Annotated in this window: 17 protein-coding genes; 4 read left to right on the top strand and 13 right to left on the bottom strand. The window is 46.5% G+C overall.

Annotated features, from left to right (window positions below; translation table 11 throughout):
- Positions 1-98: 98 nt before the first annotated feature.
- Entirely contained in the window at positions 99-728 is a 630-nt protein-coding gene (locus tag R7O12_RS14975) for a 3'-5' exonuclease (RefSeq protein WP_005382363.1), read from the bottom strand.
- Between the two features lie 33 nt (positions 729-761).
- Positions 762-2588, bottom strand: a complete 1827-nt coding sequence (locus R7O12_RS14970; protein WP_318105821.1) for a DUF294 nucleotidyltransferase-like domain-containing protein — start codon at positions 2586-2588, stop codon at positions 762-764.
- 233 nt (positions 2589-2821) lie between these two features.
- On the opposite strand from R7O12_RS14970, the gene R7O12_RS14965 reads away from it, so the two are divergent.
- Positions 2822-4009: a 3-phenylpropionate MFS transporter gene (locus R7O12_RS14965; protein WP_042523701.1), complete on the top strand. Its 1188-nt coding sequence runs from the start codon at positions 2822-2824 to the stop codon at positions 4007-4009.
- Positions 4010-4144: 135 nt separating this feature from the next.
- Positions 4145-7576 (top strand): PAS-domain containing protein, encoded by a 3432-nt coding sequence (locus R7O12_RS14960; RefSeq protein ID WP_042523702.1) that lies wholly within the window; start codon positions 4145-4147, stop codon positions 7574-7576.
- A gap of 91 nt (positions 7577-7667) precedes the next feature.
- Here R7O12_RS14960 and R7O12_RS14955 read toward each other — a convergent pair whose 3' ends face one another.
- The 5 genes from R7O12_RS14955 to R7O12_RS14935 all read right to left on the bottom strand — a co-directional run bounded on the left by R7O12_RS14955 (position 7668) and on the right by R7O12_RS14935 (position 12242).
- Positions 7668-9053: a class II fumarate hydratase gene (locus R7O12_RS14955; protein ID WP_005382369.1), complete on the bottom strand. Its 1386-nt coding sequence runs from the start codon at positions 9051-9053 to the stop codon at positions 7668-7670.
- Positions 9054-9070: 17 nt separating this feature from the next.
- Positions 9071-9448: a hypothetical protein gene (locus tag R7O12_RS14950; protein WP_318105817.1), complete on the bottom strand. Its 378-nt coding sequence runs from the start codon at positions 9446-9448 to the stop codon at positions 9071-9073.
- Positions 9449-9647: 199 nt separating this feature from the next.
- A complete protein-coding gene (locus R7O12_RS14945; protein ID WP_005382371.1) occupies positions 9648-10130 on the bottom strand; it encodes a hypothetical protein in 483 nt (160 codons plus the stop codon).
- Between the two features lie 108 nt (positions 10131-10238).
- Positions 10239-11966, bottom strand: coding sequence for a sodium:solute symporter family protein (locus R7O12_RS14940; protein WP_005382372.1), 1728 nt, complete (start codon positions 11964-11966; stop codon positions 10239-10241).
- A gap of 12 nt (positions 11967-11978) precedes the next feature.
- Complete coding sequence (locus R7O12_RS14935; protein WP_005382373.1) at positions 11979-12242, bottom strand: DUF4212 domain-containing protein; 264 nt, start codon at positions 12240-12242, stop codon at positions 11979-11981.
- A gap of 520 nt (positions 12243-12762) precedes the next feature.
- Between R7O12_RS14935 and R7O12_RS14930 the strand changes: the two genes are divergently transcribed.
- Positions 12763-14514, top strand: a complete 1752-nt coding sequence (locus R7O12_RS14930) for a potassium/proton antiporter (RefSeq protein WP_005382374.1) — start codon at positions 12763-12765, stop codon at positions 14512-14514.
- On the opposite strand, the gene R7O12_RS14925 is transcribed toward R7O12_RS14930, so the two are convergent.
- The 4 genes from R7O12_RS14925 to aspA all read right to left on the bottom strand — a co-directional run bounded on the left by R7O12_RS14925 (position 14511) and on the right by aspA (position 20263).
- Positions 14511-15140: a response regulator gene (locus R7O12_RS14925; protein ID WP_005382375.1), complete on the bottom strand. Its 630-nt coding sequence runs from the start codon at positions 15138-15140 to the stop codon at positions 14511-14513. The genes R7O12_RS14930 and R7O12_RS14925 overlap by 4 nt on opposite strands.
- Positions 15141-15334: 194 nt before the next feature.
- Complete coding sequence (locus R7O12_RS14920) at positions 15335-17167, bottom strand: protein-disulfide reductase DsbD (protein ID WP_318126081.1); 1833 nt, start codon at positions 17165-17167, stop codon at positions 15335-15337.
- 161 nt (positions 17168-17328) lie between these two features.
- Positions 17329-18636: an anaerobic C4-dicarboxylate transporter gene (locus R7O12_RS14915; protein WP_005382378.1), complete on the bottom strand. Its 1308-nt coding sequence runs from the start codon at positions 18634-18636 to the stop codon at positions 17329-17331.
- Between the two features lie 175 nt (positions 18637-18811).
- Positions 18812-20263, bottom strand: a complete 1452-nt coding sequence (gene aspA / locus R7O12_RS14910) for an aspartate ammonia-lyase (RefSeq protein ID WP_005382379.1) — start codon at positions 20261-20263, stop codon at positions 18812-18814.
- A 431-nt stretch (positions 20264-20694) separates the two neighbouring features.
- Between aspA and R7O12_RS14905 the strand changes: the two genes are divergently transcribed.
- Positions 20695-21213 carry an FxsA family protein gene (locus R7O12_RS14905; RefSeq protein ID WP_262647717.1) on the top strand — a complete coding sequence of 173 codons (519 nt, stop codon included), beginning with the start codon at positions 20695-20697 and terminating at the stop codon, positions 21211-21213.
- A gap of 70 nt (positions 21214-21283) precedes the next feature.
- Here R7O12_RS14905 and trmL read toward each other — a convergent pair whose 3' ends face one another.
- Positions 21284-21763 carry a tRNA (uridine(34)/cytosine(34)/5-carboxymethylaminomethyluridine(34)-2'-O)-methyltransferase TrmL gene (trmL, locus tag R7O12_RS14900; protein WP_053303025.1) on the bottom strand — a complete coding sequence of 160 codons (480 nt, stop codon included), beginning with the start codon at positions 21761-21763 and terminating at the stop codon, positions 21284-21286.
- Between the two features lie 136 nt (positions 21764-21899).
- A complete protein-coding gene (locus tag R7O12_RS14895; RefSeq protein WP_005382382.1) occupies positions 21900-22508 on the bottom strand; it encodes a superoxide dismutase in 609 nt (202 codons plus the stop codon).
- Positions 22509-22570 lie beyond the last annotated feature (62 nt).

The raw sequence follows: 22570 nt of genomic DNA, 5'->3' as shown, positions 1-22570 counted from the left end.
CGCACGTATTTCCACAATTAGACTTTAGGATGAGAGTGATAGAAGCGCCGGGAAATCGCTGAAACAAAAGTATTTCTGGGAGCTAGGTCAACTGATTTTTATGTATACGGTGCGGTTAGGTTGGGTAAATCGCCTTTCGTTAAGCGGACAAAGACCAAAGCGGCAGAAATCGCGTCTTGCAAGGCGTCGTGTTTGTCTTGGATAGGAAGTTCGAGGTGTTTACAAATGGCATCCAGACTTAAGTCGAAATAGGCATTCGGCAAATGTCGTTCCAACTTATCGTGATAAATCTGACTGACCTCGATGAGTGGGTTAGGAAGTGGGAAGCCAAGTTGCCTCAGACAAGCAAGGTCTAAGATCTTTTTATCGTAACGAATGTGATAGCCCACAAGTGGTCGGTTGCCGATAAAGTCGAGCAGCTCGAGCAGCGCCTCTTTTTCACTGATGCCATCGACTAAGTCTTGGTGGCGAATTCGATGGATCTTGACCGAGCCAGAGTCGAGCGATTGCGGCGCGCGTAAGCGGACTTCAAATGGTTGACTGGTGATGATGCGGTTGTCGATGATCTTGGTGGCTGCAATAGTCACCAGCTCGGCGCGATTTGGGTCAAGGCTGGTGGTTTCGCAGTCAAGAGAGACGTATTCTGTTTTATCTGGCGTGCAAAACAGCGACTGATAAGGCGAGCCTTTCAATTTGTAATGCCAGTATTTGCGTTGTAACCAGTTCATTGCTTACGCCTCTGTGATTTATGAAAATCAGGGTTAATCACGAATTTGATAATGGAAGCCTAAAAATTGCTTAAATTTCTTCACCACATGTAAGCTGTGGCGAAGCAAATCACGCTCAGTTCTATCCAGTTGTTTAATATCAATGTTATTCAACGCTTCTTGCTTTTTGAGTTGCTGATTAAGACGAAGTTTAAAGAACAATTTCAGTGCTTCGTTGAGATTATCTGCCGTTTCGGATTCTAAGATGCGCTTATTTCTCAGAGCTTCAATGCGTTCAAACGTGTTCTTCTCTTCAATGGCATACTCCAAAGACAAGGCGCGAATGCCGTGTACAATTGGGAAAATACCGCCGCGTTTAATGTCCAATCCGTCTTTAGCACTTTTTACGTTGCCAAATAGAGTTAGGGGCACCGAAAACTGCAAGGCAGGGCGAGTAAAGTCAGACAATATCAACATGCGATCTTTCATTGTGTCACGAAGATGTGCCGCAATTGGGGCCAGCAGCTCGCAATTCCCAGCAACAGCATGGGCGTCACTGAAAATGGCTAAGTCCATGATTTGTTCTGGTTCGGCTTTAGCTATCCAGTGGTTTAGGGTGCTTATCCATTCTTGCTGTGTTTTGACCCATTTCGGGTTGTTAACCATCACTTTACCAGGGCAAAGTGGATAACCGAGCTGTTGTAGGGTGTGTGTGAAGGATTGCATCACTTGTTCGCAATGAGGCCATTCCAGACCATTTTGAATAATCAGGGCATTGTCTTGATCGGTTTTGAGAATTTGCTCTCCTCGGCCTTCAGAGCCGAGTACGATCAAGCAACAATGGTCGTGCAAGGCTGGTGGTATTACTAACTCGAACGCTTTCTCGATAATTTGCTCGTTTACGGCTGAGATCAGCTCCATGATGAAGCGAGTGCGGATGCCGTTTTTCAATAAGCTCTCGACCAATTGACGTTGGCGGTTTGAGGCCAAAGCGAGCTCTTCCACGCTGCTTGCTCGAGCAATACTGAGCGTTAACACGTGAGAGTGGGTTGAGAACGCGCTAAGAATTTGGGTCATATCCAGCATGCCAACGGCTCTGTTGCCTTCACATACCATGAGGCGTTTCATTCTGTTTCTGGTCATTGTGATCATGGCGTTGAATAGAAAGTCACCATCATCAACGTGATAAACAGGAAAGCTCGCGATCTCACCCACTGGTGTGTCGAGCGCGCAACCATCTATCATCACAGAATGCAGCATATTAGTACGAGTCACTATTGCGTACGGGTGGGCTGATGGCCATTTTTCCAATCGTGGATCATCGCCATGGAGTTGAACCAATGCAGCGTCAATCCCATTTTCTTTTAAGGAACGTGTTACCTCGTTAATTGGTGTATTTGGTTCAAGGATCATCGGTGGGTGATAAATGCTGCGGTCAACTTTAGTGAGAATAAACTCCGCTAAGTTTTGCTGTTGATGGGCCGCTTCGATGAGCTCTTGCCGTTTCGATAAATTGTTATCGAAATAGGCTGCAAACTGGCCATTTTCGTTGTAAAGGGCAAGGAAAATTTCTTTCGGCAGTAGGTAAGAGAGCGTGTCCTCAAGCGCGATGTAGTGATGACGTACCTTGTCTTCAAGTAACGAGCGTACATCGAACATATCGTCGTTGGCATAATGTGCGAACACTTCCTGTTGATCGTTGGAGCGCTCTTCTACCGCGCCTTTGATCAGAATATATAAGTGGGGGTTCTTCTGTCCGCAGGATAAAATAACATCTCGAGCTCGATAGTAGGCGACGTCCAGAGACGATCGCAGTCGCGTTTGTTGTGCTTCAGTTAAGCGATCGAACGGTGGAGATTGCATGTTAAATTTGTCAGGCATGAGAACACCCAATAATGATGGAAGGAACACTCTCTAAGTCTGACAAATTTCTTACCGGAAGCCAGACGACTTTGGTCTAAATTACGATGTTTTCGCTTGAAGATGCCAAATGTCGCAAAGTTAGTATTCCATCGAGGAAACGATAAGTTTCTTATTCTTCCCTTTTTATAATACGCATGGCGATCCATAATTCCCGGCTCGAACGTTGGTGTTCCCGTTTTAGGATATTAGTAATGTTGAAACCTTCTCCGTATGGCTGGATTTCCCAGTACTTTCTCGGATTCTTCTTTGCGTATGGCGTGTATCTGCCATTTTGGTCACTTTGGTTTAAGGATCAGGGCGTATCTTCGACAGATATCGGTTTGCTGGTCGGGTTAGGCCTTGCGACACGTTGTGTTGCCAATATCGTGATCACCCCACGAGTACACAAAGTCGAACATCTTATGCCTGCTTTACGTTGGTTGAGTTTCGCTGCCCTCCTTTTTGTTGGATTTCACTTTTTTACGGGTGGTAGCTTTTGGTTAATGGCACTAGCGACAGTGTTGTTCAATCTTTGTTGTGGACCGATTATTCCGTTGTCGGACGCGATGGCAAATTACTACGCTCGCCTGAAAATGCTCGATTATGGCCGCACGCGGCTATGGGGTTCGATCGCCTTTATCGCAGGCTCGACGGCAGTGGGCTACCTGGTGGCTGAATTTGGCTCCGATATGATCTTGTACACTGCGATGTTCGGCGTGTTTATCTCGTTGCTGTTTGCTATGCGACCGACTAACCCAATGCCTGTAACGCACGGTGGGCAAAGCGCAGAACGTCCAAAGCTGACCGCTCTTTTGACCGACAAGCCGATACTAAAATTCTTAGTGTTGGTGTCACTAATTCAGGGCAGTCATGCGGCTTACTACGGCTTTAGTGCGATTCACTGGAAGGCCGCTGGTCACTCGGAAGATGTCATTGGCTACTTGTGGAGCTTAGGAGTGGCCGCAGAAGTGGCAGTGTTTGCATTGAGTAAGCGCTTATTCGTAGGTTGGTCAATACGCGCGCTGTTTATTGCTGCTGCCGTTGGTGTAATGATGCGTTGGGGTATTACGGCGTCGACAACATCAATTATTGCTTTGGTGGTTGTTCAACTATTGCATGGTGTGACTTTCGCTACCGCACACATTGCCGCGATCCAATATATCCAAAACTCCGAAGAAAATAAGATCGTAGCGTTGCAAGCGTTGTATAACGCGATTCCGTTGGGCGCATTTATCGCGTTGATGACCGTATTGAGTGGCTGGGGTTATGAGCACTGGGGATCGCTTGTGTTCTGGGGCATGGCCGCGATGGGGTTATTGGCTCTGTTCATCAAGCTTGATTCGCAAGACCCACATCAGGTGGTTGATGTATCAGACAAGCCACTTGAAACACAGAATTAGACTTATGTAACAAAGGTTAAAAACTAAGCTTTGTCTCCGTTATCAAAGCAGTGTTAAATGAAACCTCTCCCTCATGGAGAGGTTTTTTTATTCTCTTGCTTTAAAAGTAGCAAGAAAGGCAAGAAAGGATATCGGATGCAAGGATGGCTGGTGGTTCCCGTTTCTTTAGCGTATTTGGGAGCTTTATTTATCATCGCGTGGTACGGCGACATTCAGAAAAGGTGGCTAGCGCGCTGGCGGCCTTGGATTTATAGCCTTTCCATTGCGGTGTACTGTACATCGTGGACCTTCTACGGCACGGTCGGGCAGGCCAGCAGTAATCCTTGGTCTTTCTTGCCTATCTATATTGCTCCCATTTTAGTGTTTACCATCGGATGGCGCGTTTTAGCTCGGCTTATTTTGATTGCTAAACGGGAACACATCACGTCGATTGCTGACTTTATCGGAGCACGCTACGGTAAATCCCAAGGTTTGGCCGTGGTTGTTACGCTCATAGCGGTTGCGGGAATTTTGCCGTACATCGCTTTACAGCTGCGTGGTATCACTATGGGGCTTGAAATCATTGCTCCGGAGCTGGCTACTGATTTTGGTTATCAAAACGATAGCGTGTCGTGGTTTGTTGTGGTCGCATTGGCGATTTTTACGATGCTATTCGGTACCCGCCACATTGATAACACGGAACACCATCGTGGGATGATGATGGCAATTGCCTTCGAATCCATTATCAAACTGCTGGCTTTTTTAGTGGTTGGTGTTTTCATTGTTTGGTTGGCGATGAACACCGAGAATTTGAGCTTAATTGATGTTGCCGCACAGACGTATCAGTCACCAAATATCCCGACTATATTGATTCATACTGTACTCACGATGCTGGCGATCGTTTGCCTTCCGCGACAATTCCATACGATGGTTGTGGAAAATGAACGTGCTCAAGATTTGCACGTGGCTCGTTGGTTGTTCCCCATTTATCTGATCTTAATGGGGATTTTTGTTTTACCTATTGCGTGGGTAGGGCAAGGTCTCTTGAGTGGCGCTTCGCCTGATACTTATGTCATCAGTGTGCCGATGTCGGTAGGGGCGAGTGAAATCGCCTTACTTGCGTTTCTAGGCGGTACTTCAGCGGCAAGTGGCATGGTTATCGTATCGACGATTGCCTTAGCGATCATGGTCTCGAATGACTTGGTTATGCCATTGCTATTGCGTCGCATGCGACTGACGCAGCGTAACCATCACCATTTTTCTGAATTATTACTGCGGATCCGCCGTGGTTTGATATTAGTTTTGTTGATTGGCGCGTGGTGTTTCTATCAAGCGTTGGACACTATTCATTCACTGTCTGCTATCGGCTTTCTCTCGTTCGCGGCTATCACGCAATTCGCTCCTGCGCTGGTTGGCGGTATGTATTGGCGTCAAGGGAATAAGAAAGGTGTGTATGTTGGCCTCGCGGTGGGTTTTGCTACCTGGTTGATTACGTTAATGAGCCAAACAGACATGCTTGCCGGAGACGCCAGTAATAACTTCCTGATCTGGTTGATTACGCCACCAGAGGTATTGGCTAGTTTTGATATCGCGATTTCAGATTGGGGGATGATCCTCAGTGTGGTCGCTAATGCAGTGTGTTTTGTTGTGGTTTCTATGGCTACCCGACCAAGCCTAAGTGAGCGCTTACAATCGGCATCATTCGTTGGTACACCGCTGCCTGAAAGCGAAAATATGAGTCTGTACCAGAGCCGCGTTACGGTTGCAGAACTGGAAATGCTAGCGTCTAGATTTGTAGGACGAACGCGAGTTAAAGCGGCGTTTCAAGCCTACTGGAGCCAGCAACGAGAAGAGTTGATGCCGAATCAACAAGCGCCATCTTCTCTGATTCGGCATACGGAGCGTGTGCTAGCAGGGGTATTTGGAGCATCTTCTGCTAAGTTAGTACTTACTTCCGCTCTGCAAGGAAGAAACATGCAGCTTGAAGAGGTGGCGACTATCGTCGATGAAGCCTCTGAACTGTACGATTTTAGTCGGGGTTTACTCCAAGGCGCGATTGAGCATATTGGACAAGGTATTGCGGTCGTCGATAAGCAACTACGCTTGGTAGCGTGGAACCAACGCTATTTAGAACTCTTTGAATTTCCGCCAGGCCTGATTCAAGTAGGTCGACCGATTGCGGATGTGATTCGGCACAATGCAGAGCAGGGGTTGTGTGGCCCTGGTGACCCTGATGACCACGTCCGTCGCCGTGTTTATCACCTTGAGCAAGGGACTCGGCACACCTCTTCTCGGGTTCGTCCCGATGGTCGCGTGATAGAGGTGCAAGGTAACCCAATGCCAGGTGGTGGCTTTGTGATGAGCTTTACCGACATCACCGTATTCCGTGATGCAGAGCAAGCACTGAAAGACGCCAACGAGACATTGGAAGAAAGGGTACGTCTGCGGACTCGAGAATTAGAACAACTTAACAAGCAGCTGGTGGAAGCGACGCAGCGCTCGGATTTGGAATCGAAGTCCAAATCACGGTTCTTGGCGGCAGTAAGCCATGACTTGATGCAACCGCTCAACGCGGCGCGTCTATTTGCATCTTCACTATCGGAAGTCGCCAAAGACAGCGAAGCCAAAAAGCTGTCAGCACACATTGAAAGTGCTTTAGAGGCTGCCGAAGACTTAATTGGAGATTTGCTGGATATCTCGCGTTTGGAATCGGGCAAGTTGGAAGTCAACGTGCATGGCTTTGCGTTAAATGATGTGTTATCGAATTTGAATGCTGAGTTTAGTGCGTTAGCCAAACAGCAAGGCATAGAGTTCACCATGATTCCGTCCTCACTCATGGTTAAGTCGGATCCCAAACTGCTGCGCCGTGTGGTGCAAAACTTCCTGACCAATGCGTTTCGTTATAACCCGAATGGCAAAGTCGCACTCGGTGTTCGCCGCGTGAAAGGGCGAGTGCGTATTGATGTATGGGATAATGGAGTGGGTATTGAAGAAGAGAAGCAGCAAGAGATTTTTGAAGAGTTTAATCGCGGAACTCAAGTTCGTTCCGACCAAGGTCTCGGACTTGGTTTGGCGATTTCGAAAGGAATTGCTCAGGTACTTGGGCATGAAATTTCGATGCGCTCTTGGGTTGGAAAAGGCAGTGTTTTTTCCATCACCCTAGATAAAGCTGATCATGTTCAGCCTCATCCAGTTCACGTGGCAATGAGTAAGCAATCTGAACTTGGTCATCTGAGAATCCTTTGTGTCGATAATGAGCCTGACATTCTAGTCGGCATGGAAAACTTACTTTCCCGATGGGGTTGCGATATACGAGTTGCGATTGATTTAGTTGAAAGTCTACAAGCGCTTGAGGATGGTTGGATTCCGGATGTAATTTTCTCCGATTACCGACTTGATGATGGTCGTACTGGTTTAGAAGTGCTACAGCAATGCCGCCTGAGATTAGGCCACAGCTTTGAAGGCGTCATCATCAGTGCAGATCGTACCGATGATATGCTTGATGGCATCAAAGCAAATGGGTTCAGCTTTATTGCTAAGCCAGTTAAGCCGCTTAAGCTGCGTTCGGTGCTCAATCGAGTCGCTTAGGATTGGAGTGTTTGAAAAATCGCTATAAAAAGAGACCTCCGAATGGAGGTCTCGATGTTTGTAATCTTAGTTGATAGGCTGAGTTTGCCGCTTATTCTGCGACGCCGCCTTGAGTCAGTTTGGCTGGATTAAGCAATCGCTCTAGTGTGGCTCTATCCAAATCAGTTTCTTCTTCCGCGACATCAATAATCGCGCGTCCCTGTTTGTAGGCTTTTTTCGCGACTTCTGCCGCTTTTAGGTAACCAATGACAGGGTTGAGAGCCGTGACCAAAATAGGGTTTTTGGCGAGTGCTACATCCAAGTTATCTTGGCGAACTTCAAACGTCGCAATGGCTTTGTCAGCTAAAGCGGTTGCGCTGTTAGAGAGTAACTCGATGCTCTCCAATACGTTATGAGCAATAACTGGCAGCATGACGTTAAGCTGGAAGTTGCCCGTTTGGCCTGCGACGGTAATGGTGGTGTCATTACCAATGACTTGCGCTGATGCCATAGCTGCGGCTTCTGGGATCACAGGATTTACTTTGCCAGGCATGATGGAAGAACCCGGTTGCAAGCCTTGTAATTCAATCTCACCTAAACCAGCTAATGGGCCTGAATTCATCCAACGAAGATCATTTGCGATCTTCATGATCGCAACTGCTGCTGTTTTGAGCTGTCCCGACAGAGCGACGATCGCATCTTGACTGCTTAAATTGAAAAAGAAGTTATCACTGGCCGTGAACTGAATACGAGTTGACTGGGTTAGGTTGCTAGCGAATAAGTCTGCAAAGCGTGGATCGGCATTGATCCCCGTTCCAACCGCCGTACCACCTTGGGCTAAGGCTTTTACAGCAGGAAGTGCTTGTTCAATCGCTTGTTTTGCGTGCTCGATTTGGAACTGCCAACCGCCAAGTTCTTGAGCAAAGGTAATTGGCATCGCGTCCATTAAGTGGGTGCGACCGGTTTTTACAACATCTTTCAATGCTTGCTGTTTAGACTCTAGTGTTTGGCTGAGGTGTGACAGTGCCGGGAAGAGCTGTTTTTCAATGGCTAATGCTGCGCTAACTTGAATGGCCGTCGGTACCACATCGTTGCTGCTTTGCCCCATGTTGACGTGATCATTAGGGCTGACAGTGCCGCCTAGATGCTGGGAGGCCAGTGTTGCAATCACTTCATTCGCATTCATATTTGAGCTAGTGCCTGATCCCGTTTGGAACACGTCAATTGGGAATTGCTCAATATGATTGCCTTCGATAATTGCTTGAGCTGCGTCAGCAATCGCGTTGGCAATATCTCCTTCAAGCAGCCCTAGCTGTGCGTTGGTGAGTGCCGCAGTCTGCTTGATGTGTGCTAACGCTTTGATAAAACCAGATGGCATTTTATGTTGACTGAATGAGAAGTTATCGACGGCGCGTTGAGTCTGGGCTTGGTAGAGAGCATCTGCAGGGACCGTTACTTCGCCCATACTGTCAGTTTCTATGCGGAATTCGGTGCTCATGGTAGGGATCCTTTTGGTTAATCGAGTGAGATTTGAATCAGGCGTAATTGTTGTTGTAGTGCGAGAAATTTCACGTCGCCTTGTTCAAACTGGTAGTAATAGCGTTTGAGGCAGAATAATGGCGTATGGATAGAATCGAGACAGACACGACGGAAGATACGACTGCGAGTTGAGTCTTGAATTGCGTCTAGTAAATAGAAATAAACCTGACGTAAAAACAGCTCACACAACAATAGATTTTCTTCATCGGCATCGTGTTCATAACAGGAAGACAACACCATTCCCCAATGAATATAGTCATGAATCACGTCTGGCTCAAAGCCATGTGGTGCGGCGAGAAGGAATCTATCTTGGGCTTTAAAAAATGCGTTAAAGATGTCCCGTTTGTTGTCCATAACCACCTCTCATTGAATGTAATGATAATTATTATCAATTAACTTGTGGGTTGGCAACCCTTTTTAGAGTAAGAGGTTGTTGAAGAAAGACTTACGGAAACAAAAGCCGACGCAAAGGCGTCGGCTGAGTAGGAATTCATTTATGCTAAGTGAAACTAATTCAATGTCGTTTGAAGACCGGTGAATTAGCTTGTCACCGTTATTCAGTAAATAAGGTTTCGTACTTCACAAATGCGGTTTGTGTTTCACCATAATATAGTGTGCCGCCTGATTGAATGACGACTCTTAACCAGCTTTCTGCAGATGCAGGCTTTGGTAAGGTGATGTACCAGCTTTGGCCTGCTTGATCGGCGGGCTTCATATCAATCGGTTGAGCGTTTTTCTCTTTGTCACTCACAATAGAAACTTTAACCCCTTCTAGTGGGTAAGCGGCGTTGAGTGACAATTCTAAGTTATTTTTAGTGAGTTTTTCCGAGCGAAATTTCACTTTAAAATCGCCATTTTCCATATCACACAGACCACTGGTGTAACGACAATTAGACTTACTCGCGAGTTTGTAAGTTTCCCCTTCTTGCGCCGCGTGGGGTTTCTCGCTGAGGGCCATATCGGTACCGAAGTAAGCGATCAAAGAGAGAACTGGCGCAATCAGTAGAGCGAGAATAAAGTGCTTGTTTTTGAACATCTTGGCTTCCTTGCAACGACATACTGCGAATATGGTAACTGAAAAGTGAGAATAAAAAAGCCCCGGACGGCTGGTTCCAAACGGGGCTTTTGTGGTTTTGATTAGTTTTTAGTGATCCACTGCACTACCAGCACCTACTGGTACGCGAACGTGTTCGACTAGGTCTTTTACTTCTTGTGGCGTTTCTGCAGTTACTTTGGATACAGCGAATGCAACAATGAAGTTAAATAGTGCGCCGATAGCACCAAACGCGTTTGGCTCAATACCTAGGAACCAGTTTGTTCCCCAGCTTTCTAGATATTTCCAATCAGCAACGAAAAGAATGCCTTTGTGTTGGAATACGTAGAACAGCGTAATACTGATACCCGCAATCATACCGGCGATTGCGCCTTCTTTGTTGATGCTCTTGCTGAAGATGCCCATCATCAATGCAGGGAAGATGGATGAAGCGGCAAGACCAAAGGCGAGTGCTACCGTACCTGCGGCAAATCCAGGCGGATTTAAACCGAGATAGCCTGCGGCTGCTATCGCTACTGCCATTGATATTCGACTAGCAAGTAGCTCTTTTTTCTCGGATATGTTCGGATTGATAACCCCTTTGATTAAGTCATGGGAAATAGCTGAAGAAATGGCGAGTAGTAAACCTGCTGCGGTAGATAGTGCAGCTGCAAGACCACCTGCTGCCACAAGTGCAATCACCCAGTTTGGTAGTTTAGCGATCTCAGGGTTAGCCAATACCATGATGTCGTTATCAACGCGCAGTTCGTTGGTGGACGCATCTGAAGTGTATTGGATATTGCCATCGCCATTTTTATCGTCAAAACCGAGTAGTCCAGTTGTTTCCCAGTTTTTGAACCACGCAGGACGCTCGTCATACGCTAGGTGCTGACCCGGAGCTGGATTTACCGTATTCATTAGGTTGAGGCGAGCCATCGCTGATACCGCTGGTGCAGTAGTGTAAAGGATTGCGATGAAGATCAGAGCCCAGCCTGCTGATGTACGTGCGTCGCGAACCTTCGGCACGGTAAAGAAACGGATAATTACGTGTGGTAGACCGGCAGTACCAATCATCAGTGACATGGTGTAGACAAACATATTAAGTGTGTCGCCACGTACTTGGGTCGTGTATTCACTGAATCCGAGTTCGGTCACCACTTGGTCAAGCCGATCGAGTAGATAGACATCGGTACCAGCCATGGTACTCCCCAGACCAATTTGTGGGATTGGGTTACCAGTGAGTTGCAGAGAGATAAAGATTGCAGGGATAGTGTAAGCAAGAATGAGTACGCAATATTGAGCAATCTGCGTGTAAGTGATGCCTTTCATGCCGCCAAGAACCGCGTACATGAAAACGATACACATACCAATTAATAGGCCGGTGGAGTAATCCACTTCTAAGAAGCGACCAAACGCAACGCCCACGCCTTTCATCTGACCGATAACATAAGTCACTGATGCGATGATAAGACAAACAACCGCTACGATACGTGCTGTGTTGGAGTAAAAGCGTTCACCAACAAACTCTGGCACCGTAAACTTACCAAATTTGCGTAGGTAAGGTGCTAGCAACAGCGCAAGCAGAACGTAGCCACCAGTCCAACCCATTAGAAATACTGAGCCGCCATAGCCCATGAAGGCAATTAAGCCTGCCATTGAGATAAACGACGCTGCGGACATCCAATCGGCTGCGGTTGCCATACCGTTTGCAATCGGGTTTACACCGCCACCAGCAACATAAAACTCTTTGGTTGAGCCGGCGCGAGCCCAAATAGCAATCCCGATGTACAGGATGAACGTGGCGCCAACGACCAGGTAGGTAATAGTTTTCAAATCCATCTGAGTGACTCCTTATTCGTCCACGCCGAATTCACGGTCAATTTGGCGCATCTTCCATGCGTAATAGAAAATAATTCCTAGGAAGGCATAGATGGAGCCTTGTTGAGCAAACCAGAAACCGAGTTTGTAACCGCCTAGTTGAAATTGATTTAGTACGTCGACAAATAAAATGCCGCAGCCGAAAGACACGACGAACCAGATGACCATTAGGCCGATCATGAGCTTCACGTTTTTGTCCCAATAGGCTTTGGCTCTTTCTTCGCTTTCAAATGCCATTGCCGTCTCCTTACGATTGGTATTTTTGTTAATGAAATGTTTCAATATGTACATTAGCAAGGTGTTGGCAATAACTCTTTTCAACTTTAGTCGGGGTGTTAAAAATGAGGAACCTCCATACTATGGGCTTTTGCAGCGAATAAAGGGGTAAAATGTTATGTTAATAAACTGTTAAGTTAGCCAAAGGTCTAAAGGTTGATTGGATAAACAAGCATGATTAAGACTGGCCATTAATCTTTTCTTCATTGAATTTGGAGATGCTGTGTAAATATTGGTGGTGATCTTGTGGCTCTCAATGAGAGAAGGCGTAGATAAGAAAGCTCACAAGTAATTTATTTACATAAAGTTTTCGCATCAAATCACCGTTTTAACTCACAATAAAGTAATATAACTGAGTCATTCTCGTACAACCTCGCATTTTGAGACGGTGTAAAGGGGAGGCGGATTAGGGCATTACCTCATTAACGAAGTAGCCTTGCTCATCACAATTATTATCGTTTTTCATTAAGGGAGGGTGAGAATGGACGCAGACACCATTAACAGTTTTTTTCTAATAGGTGCGTTGTTAATCGCACTTAGCGTTCTTTTAAGCCCAGTGTCTTCTAAGTTGGGGATCCCAATTCTTTTGGTATTTTTAGCCGTTGGAATGCTGGCGGGGGAAGACGGCTTAGGCGGCATCTTATTCGATAACTTTTCGATCGCTTATTTGGTTAGTAACCTCGCATTAGCCATCATTTTGCTTGATGGTGGGATGAGAACGCGGGTCGCCAGCTTTAGGGTTGCGTTATGGCCCTCGGTCTCTTTGGCGACATTTGGCGTTGCGATCACCACCATTTTGACCGGGCTGATGGCAACGTGGTTATTCGACTTAGATTTATTGCAAGGCATATTGGTTGGTGCGATTGTTGGTTCCACCGATGCTGCCGCGGTCTTCTCTCTACTCAAAGGTCGTAGCCTGAACGAACGTGTTGGTTCAACGCTGGAAATTGAATCCGGCACCAATGACCCAATGGCGGTGTTTCTGACCGTAACTCTGATTGCTATTTTAGCGAACCCTGGCGCTGACTTAAGTGCGGGCTTTTTGGCGTTCAGTTTTCTTAAGCAGTTTGGTATCGGCGCGTTACTTGGCTTCGCTGGTGGCTGGATCTTATGGAAAGTTATCAATCGCAATCAATTACCAGATGGGCTGTATTCTATTTTAACGGTCAGTGGTGGCTTGCTTATTTTTGCTTTATCTAACACTTTGGGTGGCAGTGGTATTTTGTCGATTTACCTCGTTGGTCTTTTATTAGGTAACCGTCCAACACGCAGCCGACACTCTATTCTTCATGTTTTAGATGGTATGACGTGGCTAGCTCAAATTGGTATGTTCTTGGTGCTTGGCTTGTTGGTTACACCATCTAATTTACTCTCTATTGCGTTGCCAGGTCTTGCGCTTGCCTTCGGGATGATTTTGTTTGCCCGACCAATCTCAGTTTGGATTGGTTTACTGCCATTCAAGAGTTTCACGCCACGTGAAAAGTGGTTTGTCTCTTGGGTAGGATTGCGTGGCGCTGTACCTATCATCCTCGCGGTATTTCCGATGATGGCAGGGTTGCCAGATGCTCAACTGTACTTCAATTTGGCATTCTTTGTAGTAATGGTGTCTTTGATAGTACAAGGGGGCACGTTGACTAAGGCGATGTCTCTTGCAAAGGTCGAGCTACCTTCTAAGCCTGAGCCAATTTCGCGTACGGGTGTAGAGATTTACCCGACCAGTGAGTGGGAGCTGTTTATCTATAGACTTAAAGCAGATAAATGGTGCATTGGTGAGCCATTACGTAGTCTTTCGATGCCGGAAGGAACGCGTATCGCCGCTGTATTTCGCAGTAAAGAGCTATTGCACCCATCCGGCAGTACGCGTCTTGAGGAAGATGATACCTTGTGTGTATTAGCACAAGAAAAGGATTTAGATGCACTGAGCTTACTGTTTAGTGAAGCCCCAGAGAAAGCGTCGCTAGCGCGATTCTTCGGTGACTTCTTCCTCGATATTGAAGTGAAGCTTGCCGATATTGCCGTGATGTATGGTTTGAATCTGGGGGATGAACCGCTGGATAAAAGTTTGAGAAACCTTGTCGAAGAGCAATTAGGTAGCACGCCAGTATTGGGAGACCATTTCGAGTGGCAAGGTTTGCATTGGATCGTCGCTGATGTTGTTGATCAGCAGGTCACGAAAGTCGGTATCCGATTGCCAAACGAAAAAAGTAAGTCTGACGATAAGACGTCAATCTAGTCGCTCATTTCCGTCAGCATAATCACGGCTTGCGTGCGGTTCTTTACACCGAGCTTACGGAAAATCGCTGTCATGTGCGCTTTTATGGTGGCTTCTGAAACATTCAATTCGTAAGCGATTTGCTTGTTCAGCAAGCCATCGGACAACATTCCCAACACTTTATATTGCTGCGGTGTTAGCGCAGCAATCTTTTCCGCTAAGTCATTACATGCCGCGTTATTGGTGATCAACCCTTCAGGGAAGTATGGGTCGCCATTCAGCACTTGATTGAGTGCGTTCACTAATTCGCGCATGTCGCTGGACTTGGGAATAAAACCAAATGCACCATGGCTTTTCACCTGCGTCACGATCGCCGGCTCTTCACTCGCTGAAACGACGACGATAGGTAAATCTGGATGCTCTGCTCGCAAATGAATCAAGCCAGACATACCATTTGCTCCTGGCATTTTGAGATCCAATAGCACTAAATCTGGCTCTTCCTCTCGCTCCAACAAAGCCAGAAGTGCGTCGAGTGAGTCCGCTTCCAGCAAATTTGCACCACTAATAGCCATGTGGATAGATTGAAACAAGGCATTCCGGAAGAGTGGGTGATCATCTGCAATAATGATGGTGTAGGTCGAATCCATGACGTTAAACACTTTTGACTATTTCGTTAAATTTATTATTGTCCAGCTTTGAGAGAGTGGACAATATTTATTCGCTAAAAGTCTGAACCAAATCGACTTTTATTAGGAAAATTGCATATAAACGCAATGTTCTTATTCAAATCTGAGCAATAAAAAACGCCAGTGGACATCACTGGCGTTTGAATATCTGGTTATCAGAACTGCTTGATATGCTCTAAGAAAGGCTCGGCTTGCATAAAGCCCGTCAAACGAGCGTTTGAAACGTGTTCACCACTGGCATCCCAAAACTCAATTGTTGGTAAACCAAGCACACTCATGTGCTTCAGTAGTTCGATGTCTTGCACTTGGTTTTTGGTCACGTCCGCTTGCAGAAGAACGAAGTCTTGCAGTTTGGCTTCGACGCTTGGGTCATGGAAGGTGTACTTTTCAAACTCTTTACATGCTACACACCAATCGGCGTAGAAATCGAGCATGACGGGTTTACCTGCCGCTTTCGCAAGTGCCAGTTGTTCTTCAAGCTCCGCCACGTTAGCAATGCGAGTAAAGCTAACAGTGGCTTGCTGAGTTTGTGTTGTGCTGTTGCCAAACCAGTAATTTAAGATAGGTTGTGCTGAGGCTAGCAAACCTAAGACGGCGATTATGCCCACGGCACTTTGTTTCCAGCCACCAAACTCTAGACTGTTTTTGATGTGGTATAGCCAACCAAAAGCAGCAATACCCAGTGCTGACCACAGAATCGTTGACCACATTTCTGGCATGATGCGTTCTAGTAAGAAGATAGGTGCGGCAAGCAGAATAAAGCCGAAGAGTGTTTTCACACGGTCCATCCAACCACCTGCTTTTGGTAGCAGTTTGTTGCCGAAGACCGCAACAAGAATCAGCGGAATACCCATGCCCATCGCCAGCGCGTATAACGCGATACCACCGGTAAGCAAATCGCCGCTTTGTGCAACGTAAAGTAGCGCACCAGACAGAGGTGCCGTGGTACAAGGAGAACAAACCAGTCCAGAAATTGCCCCCATGGCGAATACGCCTGCACTGCTGCCACCCTGTTGCTTATTACTTAAGTTATTCAACCATGTTTGAACGCTGCTTGGTAGCTGTAATGAGTACAGACCAAACATAGACAAAGCGAGTGCGATGAACAGTACGCTCAAGCCAATCAGCACATAAGGGTGTTGCATTGCCGCTTGGAACTGCATACCTGCAGATGCCACCACAAGGCCGAGTAGGGTGTAAGTCAGCGCCATGCCTTGCACATAGACGAATGACAAGCCTAGCGCACGGCGCTGACTCAGTTTGCCACTGCCAAGCACGATGCTGGTCAGAATTGGGTACATCGGCAGCACACAAGGTGTAAACGCCAAGCCCACACCAAGCGCCAAGAACAGAAGTGGTGTCCACCAGTTATCAGCAAGGTTGGCTGCAAGGCTATCTTGCTGTGTTACTGGAGCTGATGGTGTGTCGGCAGAACTAGATGATTGCACCGCTGGTGGCGTTGCTGTTGGTGCCTGTTCTGCTTTTGATGCAGTTGTCGCCGTTGTTGAATCTGAGTTCGACGAAGTAAACGCGCTGATAGGAATCACGCGAGTTTCTGGCGGGTAACAGAAGCCTGCTTTCGCACAACCTTGGTATTGCACCACCACGCGCGCACCGTCTTGCCAATCATACATTGGTACGTTAACGAAGAGAGGTTGCGTATAGATATGCACGTCACCAAAGAATTCATCTTTATGCGGTGTGCCGTCTTCCATTTGCAGTTCGCCTAGCGATACTTTCTCACCAGCTACAGACAAGCGCTCTTGATATAGGTAGTACCCGTCACGTACCTGCCAATCGAGCATCAATTTGTCATCTTGCTGGTAGAAGTTAAATGGAAACGCCTGATCAACCGGAACAAAGCTGTCGCTGCTGCTACCAAAACTGTTGTTCTGGCTACTGTTAAACTGGTCTTTGCCAAATAAAGCTAAAGACGGAGTGGAAAAGGTAATGAGCCCTAAGAGTAAAACGGAAAGTAATGCGCGCATAAAAGAGTCAATTCATCTTAGATAATTGCCGTTAGTGTAACTCAATCAGACCCGGAGGCGAGTCAATAAGTTTCATGAAAATGAAGATTTATTGAGCATAAATCAAGACAACAGGCAATAAAAAAGGGAGCCGAAGCTCCCCGAGTAAGACTCTGTTTCTACTAGATCAGTAGACCACCGAATGCGAAGCCAAGTGCTACCGCAGAAGCGATGGTTACCACACCAGGTACAAAGAATGGGTGGTTGAATACGTACTTACCGATACGAGTTGAACCCGTGTCGTCCATCTCAACCGCTGCTAGAAGCGTTGGGTAAGTTGGCAGCACGAATAGCGCACTTACTGCTGCGAAAGATGCAACTGCGGTAAGTGGTGCGACACCGATTGCTAGTGCTGCTGGCATCAGCGCAACAGTGGTTGCACCTTGTGAGTAAAGCAGCATTGAAGCGAAGAATAGAACAAGAGCTAGCATCCATGGGTAGTCTGCTAGTAGCGCACCCGCAACTTCTTTGATGCCGTCAACGTGCGCGTTAACGAACGTAGAACCTAGCCATGCCACACCAAGAACACACACACACGCTGTCATACCAGAGCGGAATGTTGCTGCGGCTGGGATTTTGCCAGCATCGATTTTACAGCTCATTACGATAGCTGCCGCAGCTGCTAGCATTACCGTCATGATAGCTTCGTTACGACCTAGAGCAGGGTTCTCGATAAGGCCAACAGAGCCAGAAATTGCTGCTGCGTAACACACGACAAATGCGATTGCGCCTAGGAAGATGAATGTTGCTTTCTTCGCTGTTGGTAGGATTTCGCGTTTTGCTTCTGTATTTAGCTTGATTAAGCCTTTTTCTAGACGCTCTTGGTATTCAGCATCGTCTTTTAGCTCACAGCCCATGAAGTTCGCCACGAACGCACCGATCATGCACGCGATAAACGTCGTTGGAATACAGATTGCTAGTAGTGTTAGGTAGTCAACGCCAAATGGGTGCAGCATTGCCGCGAACGCTACAACAGCCGCTGAGATTGGTGATGCGGTGATAGCGATTTGCGATGCCACGACCGCGATAGACAGTGGACGAGAAGGGCGCACGCCTTGGCCTTTCGCTACTTCTGCAATCACTGGCAAAGTAGAGAATGCCGTGTGGCCAGTACCCGCCATTAATGTCATTAGGTAAGTTACGATAGGCGCATAAAAGGTGATGCGCTCAGGATGCTTGCGCAAAAAGTTTTCTGCAACTTGCACCATCCAGTCTAAACCACCCGCTACCTGCATTGCTGCGATAGCGGTGATTACAGACATGATGATCAAAATTACGTCAACGGGAATGTAAGCTTGGCTTGTTGGTACGCCCAAGATCAAAGACAACGCAATGACCCCAGCACCACCGGCAAAACCAATGCCGATACCACCGATTCTTGCCCCCAAATAGATGAAGAGCAGAACCACGAAGAGTTCGACCATGACCATATTGATACCTCTTTAGTTTTTTATTTGATTCTGATTTTTTGAACACTCAGGAACAGGAGTAAATGCTCAGAGAATCAGAACCCAGCGGCCTACGGCAATAAAAGCTTATTAAAAATGTGGTTACCGTGAAAAAGCCTAAAAAAGGGGCCTGGATGGCCCCCCTTAGCTTCAATGCTTACTCGTAGCGTTTTGCTTTGTAAGTAGGATGCATGAAGTTTTCTACTGACAAGATTTCATCAAGCTCCTCTGCTGTAAGCAGACCGCGCTCTAGCACGACTTCACGAACACTCTTACCAGTTTCTGCACAAATTTTACCTACGATGTCACCTTCGTGGTGGCCGATGTATGGGTTTAGGTAAGTGACGATACCGATAGAGTTGTAAACGTAGTTTTCGCAAACTTCTTTGTTCACAGTGATGCCGTCGATACATTTATCACGTAGGTTCACACACGCGTTGTGTAGTAGAGAGATAGACTCAAACACACTTTGTGCGATCACAGGTTCCATTACGTTTAGCTGTAGCTGACCGCCTTCTGCTGCGAAAGAAACCGTGTTGTCGTTACCGAGAACTTTGAAGCAAACTTGGTTTACTACTTCTGGGATAACTGGGTTTACTTTAGCTGGCATGATTGAAGAGCCTGCTTGCATTTCAGGTAGGTTCAATTCATTTAGACCCGCACGAGGACCAGAAGAAAGTAGACGAAGGTCGTTACAGATCTTCGATAGTTTCACTGCTAGGCGTTTTAGCGCGCCGTGAGTCATTACGTATGCACCACAGTCAGACGTTGCTTCGATAAGGTCTTCTGCTGCAACAACGTCAAGGCCTGTTACTTCCGCTAGGTGTTTTACTGCAAGCGCTTGGTAGCCAGTTGGTGTATTTAGACCAGTACCGATTGCGGTTGCGCCTAGGTTGATTTCTAGGAGGAGTTTAGATGTGTAATCTAGAGCACGAATCTCTTCGTTTAGTGTTACCGCCCACGCATGGAACTCTTGACCGACTGTCATTGGTACTGCGTCTTGAAGCTGAGTACGGCCCATTTTCAGTACATCTTTAAACTCAACGGCTTTAAGTTCGAATGCGCCTTTTAGGTACTCAATTGCTTCCATTAGCTTGTGTACGCTGTTGTATACCGCAATACGGAAACCTGTTGGGTACGCACAGTTGGTTGATTGGCTCTTGTTTACATGGTCATTTGGGTTAACAAATTCGTATTGGCCTTTCTCTTTACCCATCAACTCAAGCGCAACGTTTGCGATCACTTCGTTCGTGTTCATGTTAACTGAAGTGCCTGCACCGCCTTGGAATACGTCTGATGGGAACTGATCCATACACTTGCCAGTTTCTAGGATCAAATCACACGCTTCGATGATGTAGTTTGCAACGTCTTTTGGAATAGCGCCAAGTTCTTTGTTTGCTAACGCTGCTGCTTTTTTGGTCATTACCATGCCGCGTACAAATTCTGGTACGTCAGAGATGGTCATATTAGAGATGTTGAAGTTCTCGATCGCACGTAGCGTATGAATACCGTAGTACGCATCTGCAGGGACATGACGTTGACCTAATAGATCTTCTTCAATACGAGTGGCTGGGTTTGCTGTTTTTGGAGCATCAGATAGGGTAGCCATAGCAGGATCCTTAGATGATAATTCTGATAATAAAGTTATTTATTAGCCATTTCTGCAATCTAGAATCCATTCATCAGAATTTTTGGCTGGAAAATCCGTCCTGACTTATGTGGCACATGATACTGCACCTAGCGCATAAAAATAGTAACTAGATCACCTTTTTCGTTTTTCATGAGTCAATAATTTGCAAAGTATGAACGGGTTATTAATAACCCTTTATAGGTACTCGATTTTCCTCGACAAACATGAGTTTTTAGAGTTCGAAATTAGCACTTTAAAAGCACGAAAAAATCGGTATGCAATTGAATGAAACGCGTTCCCGCTACTTTGTCTAAAAGAGAAGGAGACCAGTATGAACACGCTTTTTTACAACGATTCGTTTGAGCTTAGTCTGCTTTTACCATTACACTGAATTAAACAAAGGAGGGCGTGTGTTTCCTATCTTATTATTAGCGTTTATTTTTGTTCCGATCATTGAAATCGGCTTATTTATTCAGGTGGGCGGCTTTTTAGGTTTATGGCCGACCATTGCACTAGTCCTAATCACGGCATTTGTCGGTGCATCGTTGGTTCGTAGCCAAGGTATCCAAACACTGATGTCAGTACAGGGGCGTCTTGAACAAGGTGAAATTCCAGCCCAGCAAATTTTTGAAGGCGTAATGCTCGCGGTGGCTGGCGTGCTACTGTTAACCCCAGGCTTTATGACCGATGCCCTTGGTATGTTGGTGTTGCTTCCTGCGCCACGCGCCGCGATAGCTAGATACTTGATGAGCAAAATGGTGGTGAAAACCATGCATGGCGGTGGCTTCCAAGGTGGTTTCTCTAACCAGGGGCCATTTGAGCAAGACCCGTTCCGTCGTGACCCATTTGATTCCCAGTCAGATAATGGCAATACCTTCGAAGGGGAATACGAGCGTAAAGACGATGATGATCGCAACAAGCTCAACTGATTGAGTTAGACAGTAAAGAAAACAAAAGGGCGCACCAAGCGCCCTTTTCTGTATTTGGAATTCGTGTCGCTTACAATGCGCCTTCAAAGCCCATTTGACGCCATGCTTCAAAAGCAATGATCGCAACGGCATTCGAAAGGTTTAGGCTGCGCGCATCTGGCATCATTGGAATGCGAATACGCTGCTCCATTGGCAAGCTATCGATGATTTCAGCAGGCAAACCACGAGTTTCTGGACCAAACATCAAAACATCACCCGTTTGGTATTGTGCATCAACGTGGTGACCTGTGGTTTTGGTGGTGCAGGCAAACAATCGGTAGTTACCTTGCTTCTCTGTCTCTAAATACTCTAAGAACGCTTGATAGTTTTTATGGCGTGTTACGCGAGCTAAATCATGGTAATCCAAACCAGCACGGCGGACTTTTTTCTCTTCAAGATCGAAACCCAGAGGTTCAATTAAGTGAAGGTTTGCACCGCAGTTGGCGCATAGTCGAATGATGTTGCCGGTGTTCGGCGCGATTTCTGGTTCGTATAAAGCGATATCAAACATGGTATTGAAATAGAGTTGGTCAAAGAGAGGGGCAGTATATACCCAAGTCACCGAAATATGCGAGATTCAGCAAGATTGACCTGGGTATGAAAGCAGGCATTAGCGCGGATGTTAATACCGTAAGTATCGATGCTCTTTATAAGAGAGCGTGAGCATAGTTTTCTTCAACTGCTCGCCAGTTGACGACGTTCCACCACGCATCAATATATTCTGGGCGACGGTTTTGGTAACTGATGTAATACGCGTGCTCCCACACGTCTAATGCGAGGATTGGTTCACCGCGCACATCCACTACATCCATCAGAGGGTTGTCTTGATTACTGGTGGACGTAATGTGAATCTCACCATCTTTTACGATCAGCCATGCAAAGCCAGACCCAAAGGTATTGATGGCAGCTTGGGCAAACGCCTCTTTAAATTGCGCAAAACTACCAAATTTATCGTTAATTGCTTGAGCAAGCGCGCCTTGAGGCTCTCCGCCACCGTTTGGTGACATGCAATTCCAATAAATGATGTGGTTGTAATAGCCGCCACCATTATTACGTACTGCTGGACTGAGCTTAGAGATATTGTCAAAGATCTCGTCTAATGACTGAGTTTCGAGCTCGCTCCCTTCAACGGCATTTACAAACTTATCAAAGTACGTCTTGTGGTGTTTGCTGTAATGCACTTCCATGGTTTTCGCGTCGATGTACGGCTCTAGTGAATCGTACGGGTAAGGCAGAGCGGGAAATGTATGTGACATAGTAAATCCTCCTTAATTGGAAAATTTACTTTAATGCTAACGATAATTATTATCAACTTTGA

This window comes from Vibrio sp. Vb1574 (assembly GCF_033338675.1).
Note: the sequence above shows the minus strand (reverse complement) of the source record. Positions and strands in the feature narration are given on the sequence as shown.

Excerpts from the sequence above, each read along its gene's own strand:
- R7O12_RS14975 (WP_005382363.1), bottom strand. The coding sequence starts at position 728 with ATGAACTGGTTACAACGCAAATACTGGCATTACAAATTGAAAGGCTCG.
- R7O12_RS14970 (WP_318105821.1), bottom strand. The coding sequence starts at position 2,588 with ATGCCTGACAAATTTAACATGCAATCTCCACCGTTCGATCGCTTAACT.
- R7O12_RS14965 (WP_042523701.1), top strand. The coding sequence starts at position 2,822 with ATGTTGAAACCTTCTCCGTATGGCTGGATTTCCCAGTACTTTCTCGGA.
- R7O12_RS14960 (WP_042523702.1), top strand. The coding sequence starts at position 4,145 with ATGCAAGGATGGCTGGTGGTTCCCGTTTCTTTAGCGTATTTGGGAGCT.
- R7O12_RS14955 (WP_005382369.1), bottom strand. The coding sequence starts at position 9,053 with ATGAGCACCGAATTCCGCATAGAAACTGACAGTATGGGCGAAGTAACG.
- R7O12_RS14950 (WP_318105817.1), bottom strand. The coding sequence starts at position 9,448 with ATGGACAACAAACGGGACATCTTTAACGCATTTTTTAAAGCCCAAGAT.
- R7O12_RS14945 (WP_005382371.1), bottom strand. The coding sequence starts at position 10,130 with ATGTTCAAAAACAAGCACTTTATTCTCGCTCTACTGATTGCGCCAGTT.
- R7O12_RS14940 (WP_005382372.1), bottom strand. The coding sequence starts at position 11,966 with ATGGATTTGAAAACTATTACCTACCTGGTCGTTGGCGCCACGTTCATC.
- R7O12_RS14935 (WP_005382373.1), bottom strand. The coding sequence starts at position 12,242 with ATGGCATTTGAAAGCGAAGAAAGAGCCAAAGCCTATTGGGACAAAAAC.
- R7O12_RS14930 (WP_005382374.1), top strand. The coding sequence starts at position 12,763 with ATGGACGCAGACACCATTAACAGTTTTTTTCTAATAGGTGCGTTGTTA.
- R7O12_RS14925 (WP_005382375.1), bottom strand. The coding sequence starts at position 15,140 with ATGGATTCGACCTACACCATCATTATTGCAGATGATCACCCACTCTTC.
- R7O12_RS14920 (WP_318126081.1), bottom strand. The coding sequence starts at position 17,167 with ATGCGCGCATTACTTTCCGTTTTACTCTTAGGGCTCATTACCTTTTCC.
- R7O12_RS14915 (WP_005382378.1), bottom strand. The coding sequence starts at position 18,636 with ATGGTCATGGTCGAACTCTTCGTGGTTCTGCTCTTCATCTATTTGGGG.
- aspA (WP_005382379.1), bottom strand. The coding sequence starts at position 20,263 with ATGGCTACCCTATCTGATGCTCCAAAAACAGCAAACCCAGCCACTCGT.
- trmL (WP_053303025.1), bottom strand. The coding sequence starts at position 21,763 with ATGTTTGATATCGCTTTATACGAACCAGAAATCGCGCCGAACACCGGC.
- R7O12_RS14895 (WP_005382382.1), bottom strand. The coding sequence starts at position 22,508 with ATGTCACATACATTTCCCGCTCTGCCTTACCCGTACGATTCACTAGAG.